This is a genomic window from Kordiimonas sp., assembly GCF_965216265.1.
Taxonomy (GTDB): domain Bacteria; phylum Pseudomonadota; class Alphaproteobacteria; order Sphingomonadales; family Kordiimonadaceae; genus Kordiimonas.
Genome location: NZ_OZ244153.1, coordinates 2,705,274 through 2,721,011 on the forward strand (window position 1 = coordinate 2,705,274; position 15,738 = coordinate 2,721,011).

17 protein-coding genes are annotated in these 15,738 nt (G+C 55.3%); 11 read left to right on the forward strand and 6 right to left on the reverse strand.

Going from position 1 to position 15,738, the window contains the following annotated elements:
- The first annotated feature begins 42 nt into the window (after positions 1 to 42).
- Entirely contained in the window at positions 43 to 1,164 is a 1,122-nt protein-coding gene (locus ACOOGA_RS12600; RefSeq protein WP_417459859.1) for a DUF4238 domain-containing protein, read from the forward strand.
- A gap of 82 nt (positions 1,165 to 1,246) precedes the next feature.
- On the opposite strand, the gene ACOOGA_RS12605 is transcribed toward ACOOGA_RS12600, so the two are convergent.
- Both ACOOGA_RS12605 and ACOOGA_RS12610 read right to left on the reverse strand, forming a co-directional pair.
- The gene (locus ACOOGA_RS12605) at positions 1,247 to 2,278 is read right to left on the reverse strand and encodes a protein phosphatase CheZ (protein ID WP_417459860.1); all 1,032 of its coding nucleotides are present in this window, start codon (positions 2,276 to 2,278) and stop codon (positions 1,247 to 1,249) included.
- Positions 2,278 to 2,664, reverse strand: a complete 387-nt coding sequence (locus ACOOGA_RS12610; RefSeq protein WP_417459861.1) for a response regulator — start codon at positions 2,662 to 2,664, stop codon at positions 2,278 to 2,280. Before ACOOGA_RS12610 ends, ACOOGA_RS12605 begins: the two co-directional genes overlap by 1 nt.
- 278 nt (positions 2,665 to 2,942) lie before the next feature.
- Between ACOOGA_RS12610 and ACOOGA_RS12615 the strand changes: the two genes are divergently transcribed.
- The 9 genes from ACOOGA_RS12615 (at position 2,943) to ACOOGA_RS12655 (ending at position 11,761) form a co-directional block, all read left to right on the forward strand.
- A complete protein-coding gene (locus ACOOGA_RS12615; protein WP_417459862.1) occupies positions 2,943 to 3,371 on the forward strand; it encodes a MaoC family dehydratase in 429 nt (142 codons plus the stop codon).
- Between the two features lie 58 nt (positions 3,372 to 3,429).
- Complete coding sequence (locus ACOOGA_RS12620; protein ID WP_417459863.1) at positions 3,430 to 4,458, forward strand: bifunctional riboflavin kinase/FAD synthetase; 1,029 nt, start codon at positions 3,430 to 3,432, stop codon at positions 4,456 to 4,458.
- Between the two features lie 86 nt (positions 4,459 to 4,544).
- Entirely contained in the window at positions 4,545 to 5,309 is a 765-nt protein-coding gene (locus tag ACOOGA_RS12625) for a hypothetical protein (protein WP_417459864.1), read from the forward strand.
- 90 nt (positions 5,310 to 5,399) lie between these two features.
- Complete coding sequence (locus tag ACOOGA_RS12630; RefSeq protein ID WP_417459865.1) at positions 5,400 to 6,128, forward strand: TerC family protein; 729 nt, start codon at positions 5,400 to 5,402, stop codon at positions 6,126 to 6,128.
- Positions 6,129 to 6,229: 101 nt separating this feature from the next.
- Positions 6,230 to 6,766: a response regulator gene (locus tag ACOOGA_RS12635; RefSeq protein WP_417459866.1), complete on the forward strand. Its 537-nt coding sequence runs from the start codon at positions 6,230 to 6,232 to the stop codon at positions 6,764 to 6,766.
- Positions 6,767 to 7,024: 258 nt separating this feature from the next.
- Positions 7,025 to 9,874, forward strand: a complete 2,850-nt coding sequence (ileS, locus tag ACOOGA_RS12640) for an isoleucine--tRNA ligase (protein WP_417459867.1) — start codon at positions 7,025 to 7,027, stop codon at positions 9,872 to 9,874.
- Positions 9,874 to 10,410, forward strand: coding sequence for a signal peptidase II (lspA, locus tag ACOOGA_RS12645; RefSeq protein ID WP_417459868.1), 537 nt, complete (start codon positions 9,874 to 9,876; stop codon positions 10,408 to 10,410). Before ileS ends, lspA begins: the two co-directional genes overlap by 1 nt.
- Positions 10,407 to 10,832 (forward strand): DUF3035 domain-containing protein, encoded by a 426-nt coding sequence (locus ACOOGA_RS12650; RefSeq protein ID WP_417459869.1) that lies wholly within the window; start codon positions 10,407 to 10,409, stop codon positions 10,830 to 10,832. The genes lspA and ACOOGA_RS12650 overlap by 4 nt, the downstream gene beginning before the upstream one ends.
- 119 nt (positions 10,833 to 10,951) lie before the next feature.
- Positions 10,952 to 11,761 (forward strand): FRG domain-containing protein, encoded by an 810-nt coding sequence (locus ACOOGA_RS12655; protein ID WP_417459870.1) that lies wholly within the window; start codon positions 10,952 to 10,954, stop codon positions 11,759 to 11,761.
- Positions 11,762 to 11,822: 61 nt separating this feature from the next.
- On the opposite strand, the gene ACOOGA_RS12660 is transcribed toward ACOOGA_RS12655, so the two are convergent.
- Genes ACOOGA_RS12660 through ACOOGA_RS12670 form a run of 3 tightly spaced genes read right to left on the reverse strand, consistent with a single transcriptional unit; the run spans position 11,823 to position 13,176 of the window.
- Complete coding sequence (locus ACOOGA_RS12660) at positions 11,823 to 12,356, reverse strand: SRPBCC family protein (protein WP_417459871.1); 534 nt, start codon at positions 12,354 to 12,356, stop codon at positions 11,823 to 11,825.
- A gap of 41 nt (positions 12,357 to 12,397) precedes the next feature.
- Positions 12,398 to 12,829: an SRPBCC family protein gene (locus tag ACOOGA_RS12665; RefSeq protein WP_417459872.1), complete on the reverse strand. Its 432-nt coding sequence runs from the start codon at positions 12,827 to 12,829 to the stop codon at positions 12,398 to 12,400.
- Positions 12,826 to 13,176, reverse strand: a complete 351-nt coding sequence (locus ACOOGA_RS12670) for an ArsR/SmtB family transcription factor (RefSeq protein WP_417459873.1) — start codon at positions 13,174 to 13,176, stop codon at positions 12,826 to 12,828. The genes ACOOGA_RS12665 and ACOOGA_RS12670 overlap by 4 nt, the downstream gene beginning before the upstream one ends.
- Before the next feature lie 121 nt (positions 13,177 to 13,297).
- On the opposite strand from ACOOGA_RS12670, the gene mutL reads away from it, so the two are divergent.
- Positions 13,298 to 15,193, forward strand: a complete 1,896-nt coding sequence (gene mutL / locus ACOOGA_RS12675; protein ID WP_417459874.1) for a DNA mismatch repair endonuclease MutL — start codon at positions 13,298 to 13,300, stop codon at positions 15,191 to 15,193.
- Here mutL and ACOOGA_RS12680 read toward each other — a convergent pair.
- Entirely contained in the window at positions 15,190 to 15,708 is a 519-nt protein-coding gene (locus tag ACOOGA_RS12680; RefSeq protein WP_417459875.1) for an HPP family protein, read from the reverse strand. The two genes, mutL and ACOOGA_RS12680, sit on opposite strands and share 4 nt — an antisense overlap.
- Positions 15,709 to 15,738: the final 30 nt, after the last annotated feature.

Here is a 15,738-nt window from a genome sequence, read left to right on the forward strand (position 1 = left end):
TGTTAGCTGAGTGCTAATTTTGAGACATCTGAGAGTTATGGCGTGGCAGCTAATAAAAATCAGCATTTCGTACCTAAGATTCATTTTAAGCCATTTAGCAAGGACGGCGAAAATGCATGTGTAAATTTGCTCGTTCTTAGCAACAAGAAGCTCGTTTCAAACGCCCCCATTAAGAACCAATGCTCAAAAAACTATTTTTACGGGAAAGATTTAGAGCTCGAGAAAGCATTTCAGGAGCTAGAGGGGTACTACGGGCAAATCATAGCTAAAGTACAGACTAATCCCTATGATGTTCTCGACGATGACCTTCAGTTCTTGCGCTTTTTTGCTTATTTACAAAGCGTGCGCACTGAAGCGGCAGTCCGTCGCAATAGCGCCTTTTTCACCGAAATGATGAGCAAGGCGTATGCTGAAAATCCTGAATTTTTGCCTGAATATGAAACCACAGATGAAGACATTGTCAGGTTGTGCCTCAGCGGTGTTGATGCTTTCTGCGAGCACTCTGCAGATTTGAGAACGTGTTTAATTCTAAATAGAAGCAAAACCGAATTTATCACTTCTGATGATCCCGCCATTATTACCAACAGATTTCATGCTCAAAAGGAATTTCTAAAGCACTTGGGTGTAGGCATTTCTGCTGCTGGTGCAATGCTATTTATGCCTCTTAGTCCCAAGATATGTTTCGTTGCCTATGACCAGAATGTCTATTCTGCCGACCACAGGAAGGCGCATATAATTACAACTTCTAAACCAAGCGATATATGCGCAATCAACGAATTGCAGATGCTGAAAGCAAACAAAAGCATATACTTTTCGTCTTGGGAACTTGGAGAGGAACTGAAGACACATTTTACAGGAATGGAAGCAACCCGCCCAACCACATGGCACGAAGTTCACGTTGCCGTGGAAGATGAAAATTTTCGGGACGCAACTCATAAACGCTATAAAGTAATCGACCTTGAAACTGAGACAGCGGGTGAGCGCGACGCTCTAATCCATGTGGTGACTAGATATCCCCAACCAAGCAGATGGTTCTCAGCCTTGCGACTTCGTACACAGCCAAAGATTTTCGATACTCACACCGGCCAAGGAATATTAAGGCCGGGTAGTGTGGCACATGCAAGTTATCTTATGCGCAATTATTCTATGGGTTCTGGGTCTTGAGATCCGCGAAATACGATGAGTAGTACAAAACCCCGCAGGCCGGGGCTCGCGAGGTTTCGGAAATTCTTGAAAGCAGGGTTGTTTAACCAAACAGGGCGTCGATATCGTCCTGGCTAACCTCTTCACCTGCGGGAAGGTCGACTTCTTCGTCTTTCTTCTCGTCTTTTTTCGCAGGTTTGGCTTCCGCTTTTTTAGCCTCGGCTTTCTTGGCTTCGGCCTTTTTCTCTTCCTCAGCCTTTTTCGCCGCAGCGGCCTCCTGGTCGGCTACCGGGTCGAAGTCTTCCTCAAACATGGCGTCCAGCTCTTTCGGGCTGACGGCTTTTGGTGCTTCAACTTTCGGCTCTGGCTTGGGCTCTGGCTTCGGTGCGGGTTTTGGTGCTGGCTTTGCTTCGGCCTTAGGCTCTGGCTTAGGCTCTGGCGGGGGCGCGGGGGCCGGTGCAGGGGCTGGTGCTTCCGCAGCCGCAGCACCGCCCATCAGGGCGTCAACCGCAGTCTGGTCGATACCTTCACCGTCAAGCGCAGGGCCAGACAGAAGGGCCTTGTCGCCGCTTGCGGTTTTTTCCTCTGTCTGCTCAGCCTTGGCCTGCTCGATATCTTCTTCCGTGACCCCAAGCAGGTTGCGAAGTTCCAGCACGCGCTTCTCAATGTGCGAAAGGGTTTCAACAACCTTGGATATGCGCTGGCCGGTAATGTCCTGGAACGAACAGGCTTCAAAGATGCGCATAACCGCATCCTGGCTTTTGGCCACATAATTGTCTGTATCAGCGGCGTCGAGACCCATGATCTCTTCCGCGGCTTCCATGATGGTATTGGTGGCTTCTTCGGTCTGCTGCACGATGGCATCAAGCTCAAGCCCCGCACGCGGGATGCGCGCGCTCTCAAGGTCCCCCGGTTGCAGGGAAGCAATTTCCTTGCGGGCGTTTGAGATATAGTCGCTCAGCGAGCGGCATTCGCGGTAGATCGACGTGTCGATAGACTTGAAAAAAACCGACATGGTGCCAATCAGCACTTCCGTCACCGATGCAACATCGGTGAGAGACAACTGCGCTGTATTTTGCTTCCGCAAACTGTCGACAAGCAGTTCTATCTGTTTGGGAAGCTTTTCGGACGTCATCAGAATTCTCCGAGCACCGCCACCAGTTTTTGCTTCAGTGTCGCAGCGTTGAACGGCTTAACAATATAGTTGTTAACGCCCGCTTTTTTCGCGGCAATCACGTTGTCAGTTTTGGATTCTGCGGTGACCATGATGAACGGCGTAGCCTTAAGCTGGTTATCGGCGCGCACTTCTTTCAGAAGTTCATAACCGGTCATCGGCTCCATGTTCCAGTCTGAGATAATCAGACCATATTGCCTGGCACGGGCCTTCTCAAGCGCCTGAGCGCCGTCGGTTGCCTCGTCAACATTATTGAAGCCAAGCTGTTTCAAAAGATTGCGGACAATCCGCAGCATCGTTTTGTAGTCGTCGACGATAAGGATCGGCATACCCAAATCAACGGCCATGATATTTCCTCAGTTTTATGATTTCGCACCTCCGGCGCCAAGCGACACCGTTTAATTCCCTTTTCGGGACACTAGCCCCGATGTAATGAAGAATTGGTTAACCCAAAGGTGACGACAATTCAAATACTTCCGACGCAAAGCCCCCCGTGTTAAGGAAGTTTTGCCCTTACCCGGGTTCAACCGAAAGACAGGTTAAGGACCGGAGGGTCCATCTTTCTGTATAAGTTCCAATTTTCCAACAAGTTTTCGACATTATTGTAAAAAAGGATACCAATTGCATGGTTGCCCAGTATTTTTTTGAGGAAATTTCCATCGGCCAGCGTGAGTCGATCACAAAAAAAGTGACACCAGCGCTTATTGAAGCGTTTGCCGATGTCTCGGGCGATAATAACCCGCTGCACCTTGATGACGCTTACGCGAAAACCACCAGGTTTGGCGAACGTATCGCCCACGGCGCGCTGACAACGGCTTTTGTCTCCGCCGTGCTGGGCACAAAGCTGCCGGGCCTTGGCACTGTGTTTGTGAGCCAAAGCACAAAATTCATCGCACCTGTGAAGCTTGGGGATGAGGTGGAAGCCGTGGTGGAAGTGACAGAAAAAATGCCTGAGAAAAATCGTGTGGTGTTTACCACTCATTGTCAGGTTGGGGATAAAAAGGTGGTTGTCGGGGAGGCAATCGTGTATGTCCCCAACCGTCCGCAGGCTTAAACTGACGCCTGCGGTAAGCAGATAAAACACCGCTCCGAGAAGGAATGCCCAAACGACCATGCGCCTCTATCGTCACATCAATGAAGTGAAGCCGAGCGAGCGCGGGTCTGTGGTTGCGCTTGGCAACTTTGACGGTTTTCACCGTGGCCATCAGGTGGTGATTGGCGAAGCGGGCCGGCAGGCGCGCGACATGGGGCTTAACCTGACCGTGGTGGTGACAGAGCCGCATCCGGTAAGCTTTTTTGCCCCCAAGGCACTGCCTTTTCGCCTGACCCCGTTTCGGGAACGCTCGCAGCTTCTGGAACAATTTGGCGTGGACCAGCTTCTGGTATTGCCGTTCGACAAGGGTCTGGCGTCCATGTCAGCGCAAGACTTTGTGCTGGATATATTGGTGGGCGGGCTTGACGCCAAACATGTGTATGTGGGCTATGACTACCGCTTCGGCAAAGGCCGGGGCGGCGGCACGGATGTGCTGGCCTGGATGGGCGAAGAGGAAGGTTTTGGCCTCAGTGTTATTCGCCCGGTGACCGTGGGGCTTGAAGGCTATGCGGGTGAGGTCTATAGCTCCACCCTCGTGCGGCAGGCGCTGCAGGCGGGCGAGGCCCGCAAGGCGGCGGCCCTTCTTGGGCACTGGTGGTCGATCAATGGCCGGGTAACGGGCGGCGACAAGCGTGGCCGTACCATCGGCTTCCCAACCGCGAATGTGGAACTGGGTGAAAGCCTGCAGCCCAAGCTGGGTGTTTATGCGGTTCGTGTGCATATTGAGAATGACGACCGTGTCATCGGCGGTGTGGCCAACATTGGTAACCGGCCGACCTTCGATAAGCGCGACGTGCTGCTGGAAGCGCACCTGTTTGACTTTGATGAAGATATCTACGACCGGCATGTGCGGGTTGAGCTGGTGGCTTTTCTGAGGCCAGAGCAGAAGTTTGACGGCATTGATGCCCTTAAGGCGCAGATCGATACGGACAGCAAGGTTGCGCGCATTGTGCTGGCAGAGCCCGAGAACGCACCGGACCGGCTTGGTTCCCCAACCCTTGAGCGCTATCTGAGCCTGTTTCCAGAGCCTCATATCCGCGCACGCTAAGGCGCCACATCCTCCCAATTGGTTCACGCCATTCGTATCCGGGCGTCCCTTTCAGGTATTCCAATTTGCCAAAAAGGGAGGCCCCCATGCCACAGTTTCCACTGCCCGGCGAAGTTAGCGAGCTACGCACGCTCAGGACCTGGCTCGCCAACTCGGGTGACACCTACGTCAATACTGGCGATCTGGTGCCCACGGCACTTGAGTTCGGCCTGATTGAAAGTTTTGGTGATGCCCGCGCCGCCAACCAGAAGTTCCTGCGCACCCGGGGAGACAAGACCAATACAGACGTGGACACCTGCACCATGACCAATATCGGGAATGAGCCCGGCCCGGATTTCCTTATGGATGTGACCATCAACGGAGATCACGCCAGCGCTTTTGCGGATGCGGACGGCAACGCGCTTGTGAACGGCGCAGACGTGCCGGCACGTCTGGCGCTTGACCCGTTTTTCCTGCCGCTGTTCAGCGACGGGGTTTCCGTTCATGACTTCAGCTGGAACCATGTGACAGGCAAGGGGAGCGATCACTACTATCTCGGCCTTCTCGAGATGTCAGATATCCCCGGCCTTGCGATCCCGTCGGGTAATAAAACCCAACAGGACAGGATGACGGAAAGCCTGCAGATATTCCTGACAGCCGTTGAGGCATTGCCTGCAGATGACCCGGTGCTGGTGGCGTTCGTATGGTCGAACACAGGGGATGTACGCTATCTGGTGCGTACGGTTCAGCCGGGCCAAAATGGGGGCCCGCCGACTGTGACAACCGCCGCACCCGTCGCGCCGCCAAATGGTTATTTCAAGTTGCTGCCGGACCCGTTCGACGCGGAAGCCTTTGACAACCTGTTTGCCTGAGGTGTAAGGCGAGGGATGGACACCGGGCGGCGCGAGCGGTAAGCAAGGAGCCGTATCTTTGCTTCAACCAACGCTTTGCCGGGGGACGCCATGGAAATCCTGTTTGATTATAACCTGTGGGTGAGTTTTTTCACGCTCACAGCGCTTGAGATCATTCTGGGTATCGACAATGTGGTTTTCATCGCGCTTCTTGTTGGCCACCTGCCGGAGAAGGAGCGTGAGCGGGCGCGGCTGATTGGCCTTTCGCTGGCGCTTCTCATGCGTATCCTGCTGCTGCTGGGCGTTGCCTGGATCATTGGGCTCAAGGAGCCGTGGATCACGATGTTTGGGCATGCCTTCTCGGGCAAGGATATCCTCATGTTACTGGGCGGTGGTTTCCTGCTTTATAAAGGCACCAACAGCATCCATGACGAGGTCACCGGCGAGAAGCGGGAGCATTATAAGGCAGTGAGTGGCACCATGTTTGCCGTGATCGTGCAGGTGGTGCTGATCGATATCGTTTTCTCGTTCGATTCCGTGATGACGGCCGTGGGCATGACGCAGGTTATCGGCGTGATTATTGCGGCCATGACCGTTGCGATGCTGGTGATGATGTTCTCAAGCGGATTGATCGCATCGTTCATTGAACGGTTCCCGACCCTGAAGATTCTGGCGCTCAGCTTCATCATGCTGATCGGGGTATTCCTGGTGGCGGAAGGCCTCGGGTTCCATGTTCCCAAAGGCTATATCTACTTTGCCATGCTCTTCTCCCTTACGGTGGAAACACTGAACCTTCTCAGGCGCAAGCGGCGGCAAAACGGCTTTCTGGACAAAGAGTAAGGTGGTTAACAAATCGCAAACTTCTGGCTTTTAGCCTTTATGGATTGTTAATATTCTCAACGTATCGTTGAAATTGACGATTTGGGAGGGAAGTGGCGGCCATGGCTGGCGCTCAATACGACAAACTGCATATTTTGCTCGCGCTCAAGAACGAACAGGCTGCTGATAGCCTGAAGGATGTTCTGATGCGTTACCGGGTTGGCAGTGTTATCGCCGCCCGCGATAACCGCGAGGCGGTTGAGCAGATGCAGGCGCGCGGCTTCAATGTCATCATTATTGGTGAAGATTTCCCCTCGCTTGGCGGGGTGGATTTTTGCCGTTTTCTTCGCCTGACCAACACACCCATGGCGGTGGCGCCGATTATTTTTGGCGTGCATGAGCCTGACCAGAAGAAGGTACTGCAGGCGCGCGATGTAGGGGCCACCAAAATCGCTGTTATGCCTTTCTCCGGCGCGAGCCTGATGAAGGCGATTGATGCGGCGGTGGCGGACCCACGCGCAATTGTGCAGTGCACCGCCTATAACGGGCCGGACAGGCGGGTACGCCAGGCACCGCTGCCGGGCGGGCGCGAACGCAGACGTGCAAATCCCAAGCTTATCTCCGACGCTATACAGCGCAAGATCCTCGACAGTCTTTAGGCCACTGCCGCCTATAAGCCTTAAATGGCCTAGCCTTTCCGCTCGACACCCCGTTTGAACATTGTTAAAAGTGCCGCCATGCAAGACGTGCACACATATAGGCGGCCCCATGTCGCCATAAGCATTCGAATTACTGGCCCGGCGCTAGAGTCTTAGCGACCGGGGTTTTAAGTTTGTAAAGTATTTCCAGAATTCCAAAACATTTGTGCCGCCTATATTCCAGTTGTGAGCACCAGAAAAAGAGCGAGACACCAGACCATGTCTGCTGATGAAAGCACCAAGCGCGATTATCGCGATACTGTCTTTTTGCCAAAAACAGATTTCCCCATGCGCGCGGGCCTGCCGCAGCGCGAGCCAGAGTTTCTGAAACGTTGGGAGGTGGAAGACCTTTACGGCCAGTTGCGCGCCGACAGCAAGGGCCGCGAGAAGTTTGTGCTGCACGACGGCCCTCCTTACGCCAACGGCAATATCCATATCGGCCACGCCATGAACAAGACGCTCAAGGATGTGATCGTCAAATCGCAGCAGATGCAGGGCAAGGATGCGCCCTATGTGCCGGGCTGGGACTGTCATGGCCTGCCGATCGAATGGAAGATCGAAGAAAAATACCGCAAGAAAAAGAAAAACAAGGACGATGTGGACCCGGTTGAGTTCCGCAAGGAATGCCGTGCCTTTGCTGATGAATGGATCGACGTTCAGCGCGAAGAGTTCAAGCGCCTTGGTATCTTTGGTGACTGGGCCAACCCCTACCTGACGATGGATTTTGGCGCCGAAGCAAAAATCGTTGAAGAGCTTTTGAAGTTTTCAAGCTCCGGTGCGCTGTACCGTGGTTCCAAGCCGGTGATGTGGTCACCGATTGAGAAAACCGCGCTTGCGGAAGCGGAAGTGGAATATCACGACCACACCAGCGTGCAGATCGATGTAGCATTCCCGTTTGTGAAATGCCCGCATGCGGACGCTGAGGGCGCACGCGTGGTGATCTGGACCACCACACCGTGGACAATCCCTGCCAACCGCGCCGTGTGTTATGGCCCCGATATCGACTATGTGGTGCTTGAGGTTGAGGGTGTGGCTGAAGGCGCATCGATCACAGTGGGTGATAAGCTCCTGATCGCGGAAAGCCTTGTGGCTGAGTTTGTTGCGCGCGCGAAAATTGAAGCCTTCAAGACTGTCAGCACATTCAAGGGCGCGGCGCTTGAGGGTGCTATCCTCGCGCACCCATGGCATGGCCATGCGGATGCGGAAGGCGGATATGATTTTGAGGTGCCCATGCTGCCGGGTGACCACGTTACCACAGATGCGGGCACGGGTTTTGTGCACACGGCCCCAGGCCATGGTGACGATGACTATCAGGTCGCCCACGTAAAATTTGGCATCGAGGTGCCTTTCACGGTGGATGAAGCCGGGTGTTATTACCCGCACGTACCGCTTGTGGCAGGCCAGCATGTGTACAAGGTGGCTGATCAGGTTTGTGAACTGCTCACCGGCGCAAGCGCCCTGATGAGCCAGGGCAAGCTCACCCACTCATACCCGCACAGCTGGCGCTCCAAAGCGCCGCTTATTTTCCGCAACACGCCACAGTGGTTTATCTCGATGGAGAAAACCGGCCTGCGCGGCAAGGCGCTTGCGGGCATTGAAGCAACCAACTGGTTCCCGGCGGTATCCAAAAATCGTATCCGTGCCATGGTCGCCGACCGGCCTGACTGGGTTATCTCGCGCCAGCGGGCCTGGGGTGTGCCGATCACCGTGTTTGTGAATAAAACCACCGGCGAAGTGCTGCAGGACGAAGCCGTGAACGCGCGCATCGTCAGCGCGGTCAAGGAAGGCGGCGCCGACGCATGGGTTGCTATCCCGGCGCAGGACTTCCTTGGCGCTGACTATAGTGCAGACGACTATGAGCAGGTGTTCGATATTCTCGATGTCTGGTTTGATAGCGGCTGTACCCACGCTTTTGTTTGTGAAGCGCGGGACGACCTGCAATCACCAGCCGACCTCTACCTTGAAGGGTCTGACCAGCACCGGGGTTGGTTCCAGTCGAGCTTGTTAGAGAGCTGCGGCACACGCGGTGTTGCACCCTACAAGAATGTGCTGACCCACGGCTTCACCATGGATGGTGACGGTCGCAAGATGTCCAAGTCGCTTGGCAACACAGTCGCGCCGCAAAAAATCATCCAGCAGTATGGTGCTGATATCCTCCGTCTCTGGGTGGTGTCAGTGGACTATATGGAAGATGTGCGCATCGGTGACCAGATCATCCAGGGCCAGGTTGATGCTTACCGCAAAATCCGTAACACCATGCGGTATCTCCTCGGTAACGTCGCGGGCTTCACGGAAGAAGAGCGCCTGCCAGCGGTTGAAATGCCGGAGCTGGAGCGTTTCATTCTGCACCGCTTGTCTGAGCTTGATACCCTGATCCGGGACCGGGCCGCGAACTTCGACTTCAACCCGATTTTCCAGGCGCTTTACCAGTTCTGTATCGTTGAGCTTTCCGCCTTCTATTTCGATATCAGGAAAGACAGCCTGTATTGCGACGACGCGAGCAGCAATCGCCGCCGCGCGGTGCGCACGGTGCTTGATGAAGTGTTTAACCGCCTGACCACATGGTTTGCGCCCATCCTTGCTTTCACGGCAGAGGAAGTATGGCGTTCGCGCTTTGGTGAGGATGCGCCAAGCGTGCACCGCCAGCTGTGGCCTGAAACACCGGCTGACTGGCGCAATGACGAGCTTGCGGAAAAATGGACCAAAATCCGCCGCCTTCGCCGGGTTGTTACTGGCGCGCTTGAGCTTGACCGCCGCGAAAAACGCATTGGCTCAAGCCTGCAGGCAGATGTCACCATCTATGTGGCAGATTACGCCTATGTTGAGGTTATGGCCGGGCTTGATATCGCTGAGCTGATGATCACCTCGAGCGCACGCCTTATTGAGGCTGAAGCACCTGAGGGTGCTTTCACGCTTGAGGATGTGAAGGGCATTGCGGTGGTGAGCGCCGCGGCAAGCGGTGACAAGTGTGAGCGTTGCTGGGTTGTCTCCGAAGAGGTGACAGCGCACGGTGAGCTTTGCAACCGTTGCTCGGACACCGTGAACAAAAGCGACGAGGCAGCTGACTGATGGCTCGGGGGCCTTATTTCCGCAATGGGCTTTTGCTGTCTGCCGCCATATTGGTGGCGGACCAGCTCAGCAAATGGTGGATCCTTGAGGGGCTCAAATTGCCAGAGAAGGGCAGCGTGCCGCTTCTGCCGTTCCTCAGTTTCTCCATGGTGTGGAACAAGGGCATTTCCATGGGCATCCCGGTTGGCGAATCGCTCGGCAAATGGGGCATTATTATCCTCACCGGGGCGATCAGCCTGTGGCTTGTGAAATGGCTCTGGAAAACGGCACGGCGAGTTGAGGCATTATCGCTTTCCCTCATCCTTGGCGGGGCCATCGGTAACCTCATTGACCGCTTTATCCACGGTGCGGTGGTGGACTTTGTGCACCTTCATGCCATGGACTATAATTTTTATGTTTTTAATGTCGCTGACAGTGCTATCACGGTCGGTGTGGCCATCTTGATCATTGATGGCTTGCGGGGGGAGGGCAAAAGCCCTAAAAATGCCCAAAAGGTCGCGGAAAGTTCGCGCGACCCTGAAGGAGAGAGTTCATGAACGTCAAGCCTATCGCGCTTGTTCTTATTGCGGGCCTGTCGCTCGCCGCGTGCGGATCGAATAAAAACAGCCCTAACGAATTTGATGTCGTTAGCCGGGCCCCGCTTGTGGTACCGCCTGAGGCAGACCTTTCGCCGCCACGGCCAGGTGAGCCAAACGCGCAATCCATTGACCCAGGTCGTCAAGCTTATGAAGCACTGTTCCCTGGCAAAGAGTTGAAGCGCACTGAGCCAAAGAGCAAAAGCGAGAACGAACTGCTGTCTCGTCTTGGCCGGTCTGATCCGGATGTACGTTCAAACGTTGGCCAGAAAGAGCTGGACGTTGTGAAAAAGGCGCTTCTGATGGCTGACCTTCTGGATGCAGACGAACGCCAGTACCGCACAGACAATGTCTCCATTGAGCGGGTATCGTCTGGCAGCTAAGCGCCGAACCTGTTGAACACAAAAAAAGCCGCCTGAAATTCGGGCGGCTTTTTGTTTGGCTGTTGCGGTTCTTGCTTTAGTATAATGATACATATCTACATTGGGGCAGGGGGGTAAGGATGGCAGCAGAGATAGTTAAATGCCTACCCGAGCTAATTCAGAGGGTCCAAGAGCATACGAAGACTTGGAAAAGAGATGGCTTTATTAAGCCATGGTTTCGTGGCGTGTCATCTGCTGAGAAGCATAAATTACTCCCGTCGATCTATCGGTACGAGCGAGGACTAAATCGAGAATTTGATCTCACAAAGAAGTTTAGATTGATGGCGCCTGGATTCGGAAAAACACCGGAAACCGGGCGAATTGATCAATGGCTTTTCCTCATGCAACATCATGGTGTTCCAACTAGGCTTCTGGACTGGACAGAGAGTCCCTTGGTTGCAGCTTTTTTTGCGACAAATACGGGGCGTCGGCTGGCAGGGCCAGAAGAAGATGCTGCAATATTTGTGATTGATCCACACGCTCTCAACAGTATGGCGGGAATGAATAGTGAAGACGCGGCTAACTTTCCAAATACTTGGGTTCAAAGCAGAACTCTACAGACCATTAAGCTAGCTTTTGGAACGGAAACGGATCAGGCGCACAAGGGCATATACCCGTTTGAGAACCCCGTAGCTATATATCCGTCAACTATCCATTCCAGAATGCCCTCTCAAAAGAGTTGCTTCACGCTACACGGCAAAAATCCGAATGATATAGGAACAATACTGAACTATGACAGTGAAGTGCTGCTGAAGTTTGTTATTCCAAAGGACTATATTGCAAGCTTAGCGAGGGAACTGCAAGAGATGGGTGTGACAAACTCGATGTTGTTCCCTGATTTCGATGGATTGGCGAGAGAACTGAAAGTGGGTTTCGGGATGTTGGAATAGATCCGGTGTTTATCTAAAAAGCCGCCCGAAGTTCGGGCGGCTTTTTTATAGCTGATCAGCCTTAAGGCAGACGCTTCTCATACTCGGCCTCAAGCGGCATATAGGTGGTCCAGAAGGGGGGCGGGGTTTTGCCTTCAAGCACACTGAACATGATGCTGATATGGGCGTGCCAGCCGCCGGCAACACCAACCATGGTGGTACGGTTCGGCAGCTTGCGGTGGGTCACTGTAAGCTGGGTCATGTCGCCTTTGGCTTCCAGCTCAAATGTAACTTCCGAATCCGGTGCTTCACCTTCTGCCCAGCTGTAGGCCAATAGGCGCGGTGGGTCGATAGCGGTGATGTGCCCGAGCATCCTGCTTTCGCCGCAGTATTTCTCGTATTTTTCCGGCACGGTTTCAGGCGTGGGCGACAGCGTGGCATGATCAAAGATATTTTCTACTTCTCCGCCAACGCGCAGGTCCATCTTGCCACGCGCGAGCCAGGTGCCGCGTTTGTCGCTTTCGGTTAGAAATGCCCACACGCGCTCAACCGACGCAGGCAATAGCCGCTCAAGTGTTACCTCGCCGGGGCCGATATATTGAGCGAAATCATCCATTGAACTCTCCTCTCGTGTCGTGATTCTGACGTGGGTTTTGCTTACAAGAACGTGGCCAGGCGTTGGAGCATCTTGGTCCAACCCTCTTGTGTGCGCTCGGTATATTCTTCGTATTCTGCTGCCATGGTGTGCGTCAGCGTCAGTATGCACCCTTCAGCCGTTGGGGATATCTCTACCATGACGATGTCAGGTTTGGGGTTGAAGGCGGGCAGGCAGAAACTGAATACAATGCGCGTTGGGCGGGTGATCTCCAGATATTCCCCTACATGCTCAACTTCCTGCCCATCGCGGTTGTCGGTGAAGCGAAAGCCGCCACCCACGCGTGGGTCCAGCTCCGCCACGACCATGTCGCCTCCGTCGGTTGCGAAAAACCACTTCCGGGCCAGCTTGATATCCAGCCAGGCGTCGAACACTCGTTCAGCCGGCAGCTTGAAGGCATGGGTGACGATTACCGTCAGCGTTTTTTGTGTCATTGGCTGTTCTCCGTGCCTTCAACATTTGCCATAAGCGCTTCTTCCAGCGCGTCGAGGCGACCGGTCCAGAACCGGGTGTAATAGTCCATCCAGGCATGGGCTTCAGCCATGGCTTTGGCATTCAGATGGCAGTAATGCGTTCGGCCTTTCACCTCGCGCCGCACAAGGCCCGCTGTTTCCAGCTTTTTGATGTGCTTTGAGGCGGCGGCGAGCGACATGGCGTAAGGCTCTGCCAGCTCGCTCACGGTTTTTTCGCCGAGGGAAAGCTTGGCCAACATGCCGCGGCGCGTGGGGTCCGCAAGCGCTGAGAAGGTGGCGTCAAGCCGATCTGATATATATTTAACCATGTGGTTTAATATAAGGACGAGAATCAAATAGTCAACCATTTGGTTAAATAAAAATGAGAAACTTGTGATCGCATGCCGCGCCATCTTTCTCAGGGGCAAAAAGCCTGCTAGGTTCGCGCCTATGACAAGCCAAAACAGACACGACCTACCCACCACTGCGGGAATCATTCGCCTGTTGTCTGAGCGTACCATCAACCGTATCGCCGCAGGCGAGGTGGTGGAACGCCCTGCCAGCGCTGTGAAGGAAATCGTTGAAAATTCGGTCGATGCCGGTGCCACCCGCATTGACGTGGTGATGCGGGACGGTGGCCGTGCGCTCATTCAGGTAACAGATGACGGGCGCGGCATGGACGCGGATGAAATCTCGCTCGCGGTTGAGCGGCACGCTACATCCAAGCTCACAGATGAAGACCTTGTGAACATCGCGTCCCTTGGTTTCCGTGGCGAAGCGCTGGCGTCTATCGGTGCTGTGGCGCGGCTGAGCGTTACCTCGCGCCCTCGTGGCTCTGATGACGCCTGGGCGGTGCGGGTTGAAGGCGGCAAAAAATCTGCCGTTGAACCTGCGGCCTTTGGCGAGGGTACGCGCGTTGAGGTGCGCGACCTGTTTTATGCCACACCGGCACGGCTCAAGTTCATGAAAACAGCGCGCACGGAATATGGCCAGGCGGCGGACGTGATGAAACGCCTTGCCATGGCGCATCCGGATATTGCCTTCACCCTATCCGACGGCGACCGCACCACCTTCCGGGCGCCATCTGTGGCGAGCCTGACGGGGGACGCGCGGCTTGAGCGGCTGGGTGCCATATTGGGGCGTGAGTTCCGCGAAAATGCGATTGAGATAGATGCGGAGCGTGAGGGCTTGAAGCTCACCGGTTTTGCCGGGCTGCCCACCTATTCACGCGGCAATGCCATGCAGCAGTTCCTGTTCGTGAACGGCAGGCCGGTGAAGGATAAACTTCTGACCGGCGCGGTGCGCGGTGCGTATCAGGACTATCTGGCGCGGGACAGGCACCCGGTGTTGGCGCTGTTTCTTGACGTGCCGCCCGAGTTTGTGGATGTGAACGTGCACCCCGCCAAAGCTGAGGTGCGTTTCAAGGATGCGGGCCTTGTGCGTGGGCTTATTGTCTCTGCGCTCCGTCACGGGCTTGGCATGGCCGGGCACCGGGCCTCCACCACGGTGGCGAGCGCTGCCCTGGGTGCCGCACGGCCGGAAGGCAGCGCAAGCCTGCCGTGGGGTCGCCCGCATGAGCGGCCAAACCTGCCGCAAGGGTTCTCTGATGTGGTGCGGGATATGTATGCCCCGCATGAAGGCAGTGGTTTTCGTGTGCAGGAAGATGCGCAGATGGCGTTTGAGCGGCGGGGCGATATGGCCATGCCGTCCGCCCGCGCACCCGAAGCACCGCTTGCCTCATTGCCGCAACAGCCCGCACCCAGCGAATATCCGCTCGGCACCGCGCGGGGCCAAGTGCACGCCACCTATATCGTGAGCCAGACAGCAGACGGTATCGTGATCGTGGACCAGCACGCCGCGCACGAACGGCTGGTGTATGAGCGCATGAAAAAACAGATCGCCGCCACCGGTGTGGCGCGGCAAAGCCTGTTGCTGCCCGAAGTGGTGGAGCTTGAAGATGGCCCCGCTGAGCGCCTTATCGCCCGCACGGAAGAACTTGCGGGCCTTGGCCTGATCATTGAGCCCTTTGGTGAAGGGGCGGTGATGGTGCGCGAAGTACCCGCCATGCTGGGCAAAATGGATGTGCAGGGCCTGGTGCGTGATCTGGCGGATGAGCTCACTGAGCTTGATGAGGCCCTCAGCCTCAAGGAACGGCTTGAGGAAGTGTGCGGCACCATGGCCTGCCATGGCAGCGTGCGCGCGGGCAGGCGACTAACGGTGGATGAGATGAACGCACTACTCAGGGAAATGGAAGCAACGCCCCACTCAGGCCAGTGCAACCATGGCCGCCCCACCTATGTTGAGCTTAAGCTTTCAGATATCGAGAAGCTGTTCGGGCGGCGCTAGGCGGCGTCTTCTTGCACTGTGGCTGGCTCAACTGGCTGCAGCGGGTAGGTAACCCCGGTGGAGCGGTGAACCGCCTTGGCGACCGCCACCAGAATGAGGCTACCCAGAAGCACGGGCGTGAACAGAAAGTCGATGCCGGGTGCGGCCAGCATGATCACAATCGGGTCCGCGCCTGCGGGCGGGTGCGTGATGCGCAGCAACCCCATCACGGTGATGGTAAGCCCAACACCAATGGCCAGCGCCCACCATGTGGGCGGCAGGAATGAGACGAGAACAAGCGAGATAATCGTCGCCACCATATGCCCGCCGATCACATTGATCGGTTGCGACAAAGGGCTTGAGGGCACGGAAAACAACAAAACGCAGGTGGCACCAAAAGGTGCCATCAAAAGCGGTGTATCGCTCAGGACCGACAGGCCACCCACAGCCATCAGCGCAAGCAAGCTGCCAATGCCGGAGAGCAGAGCATCCCGCTTTCGGGCGCGGGGCTGATGGCGGGCAATATAATTTTTCATATATCCTCACTGAATATCGAATGTACGAAA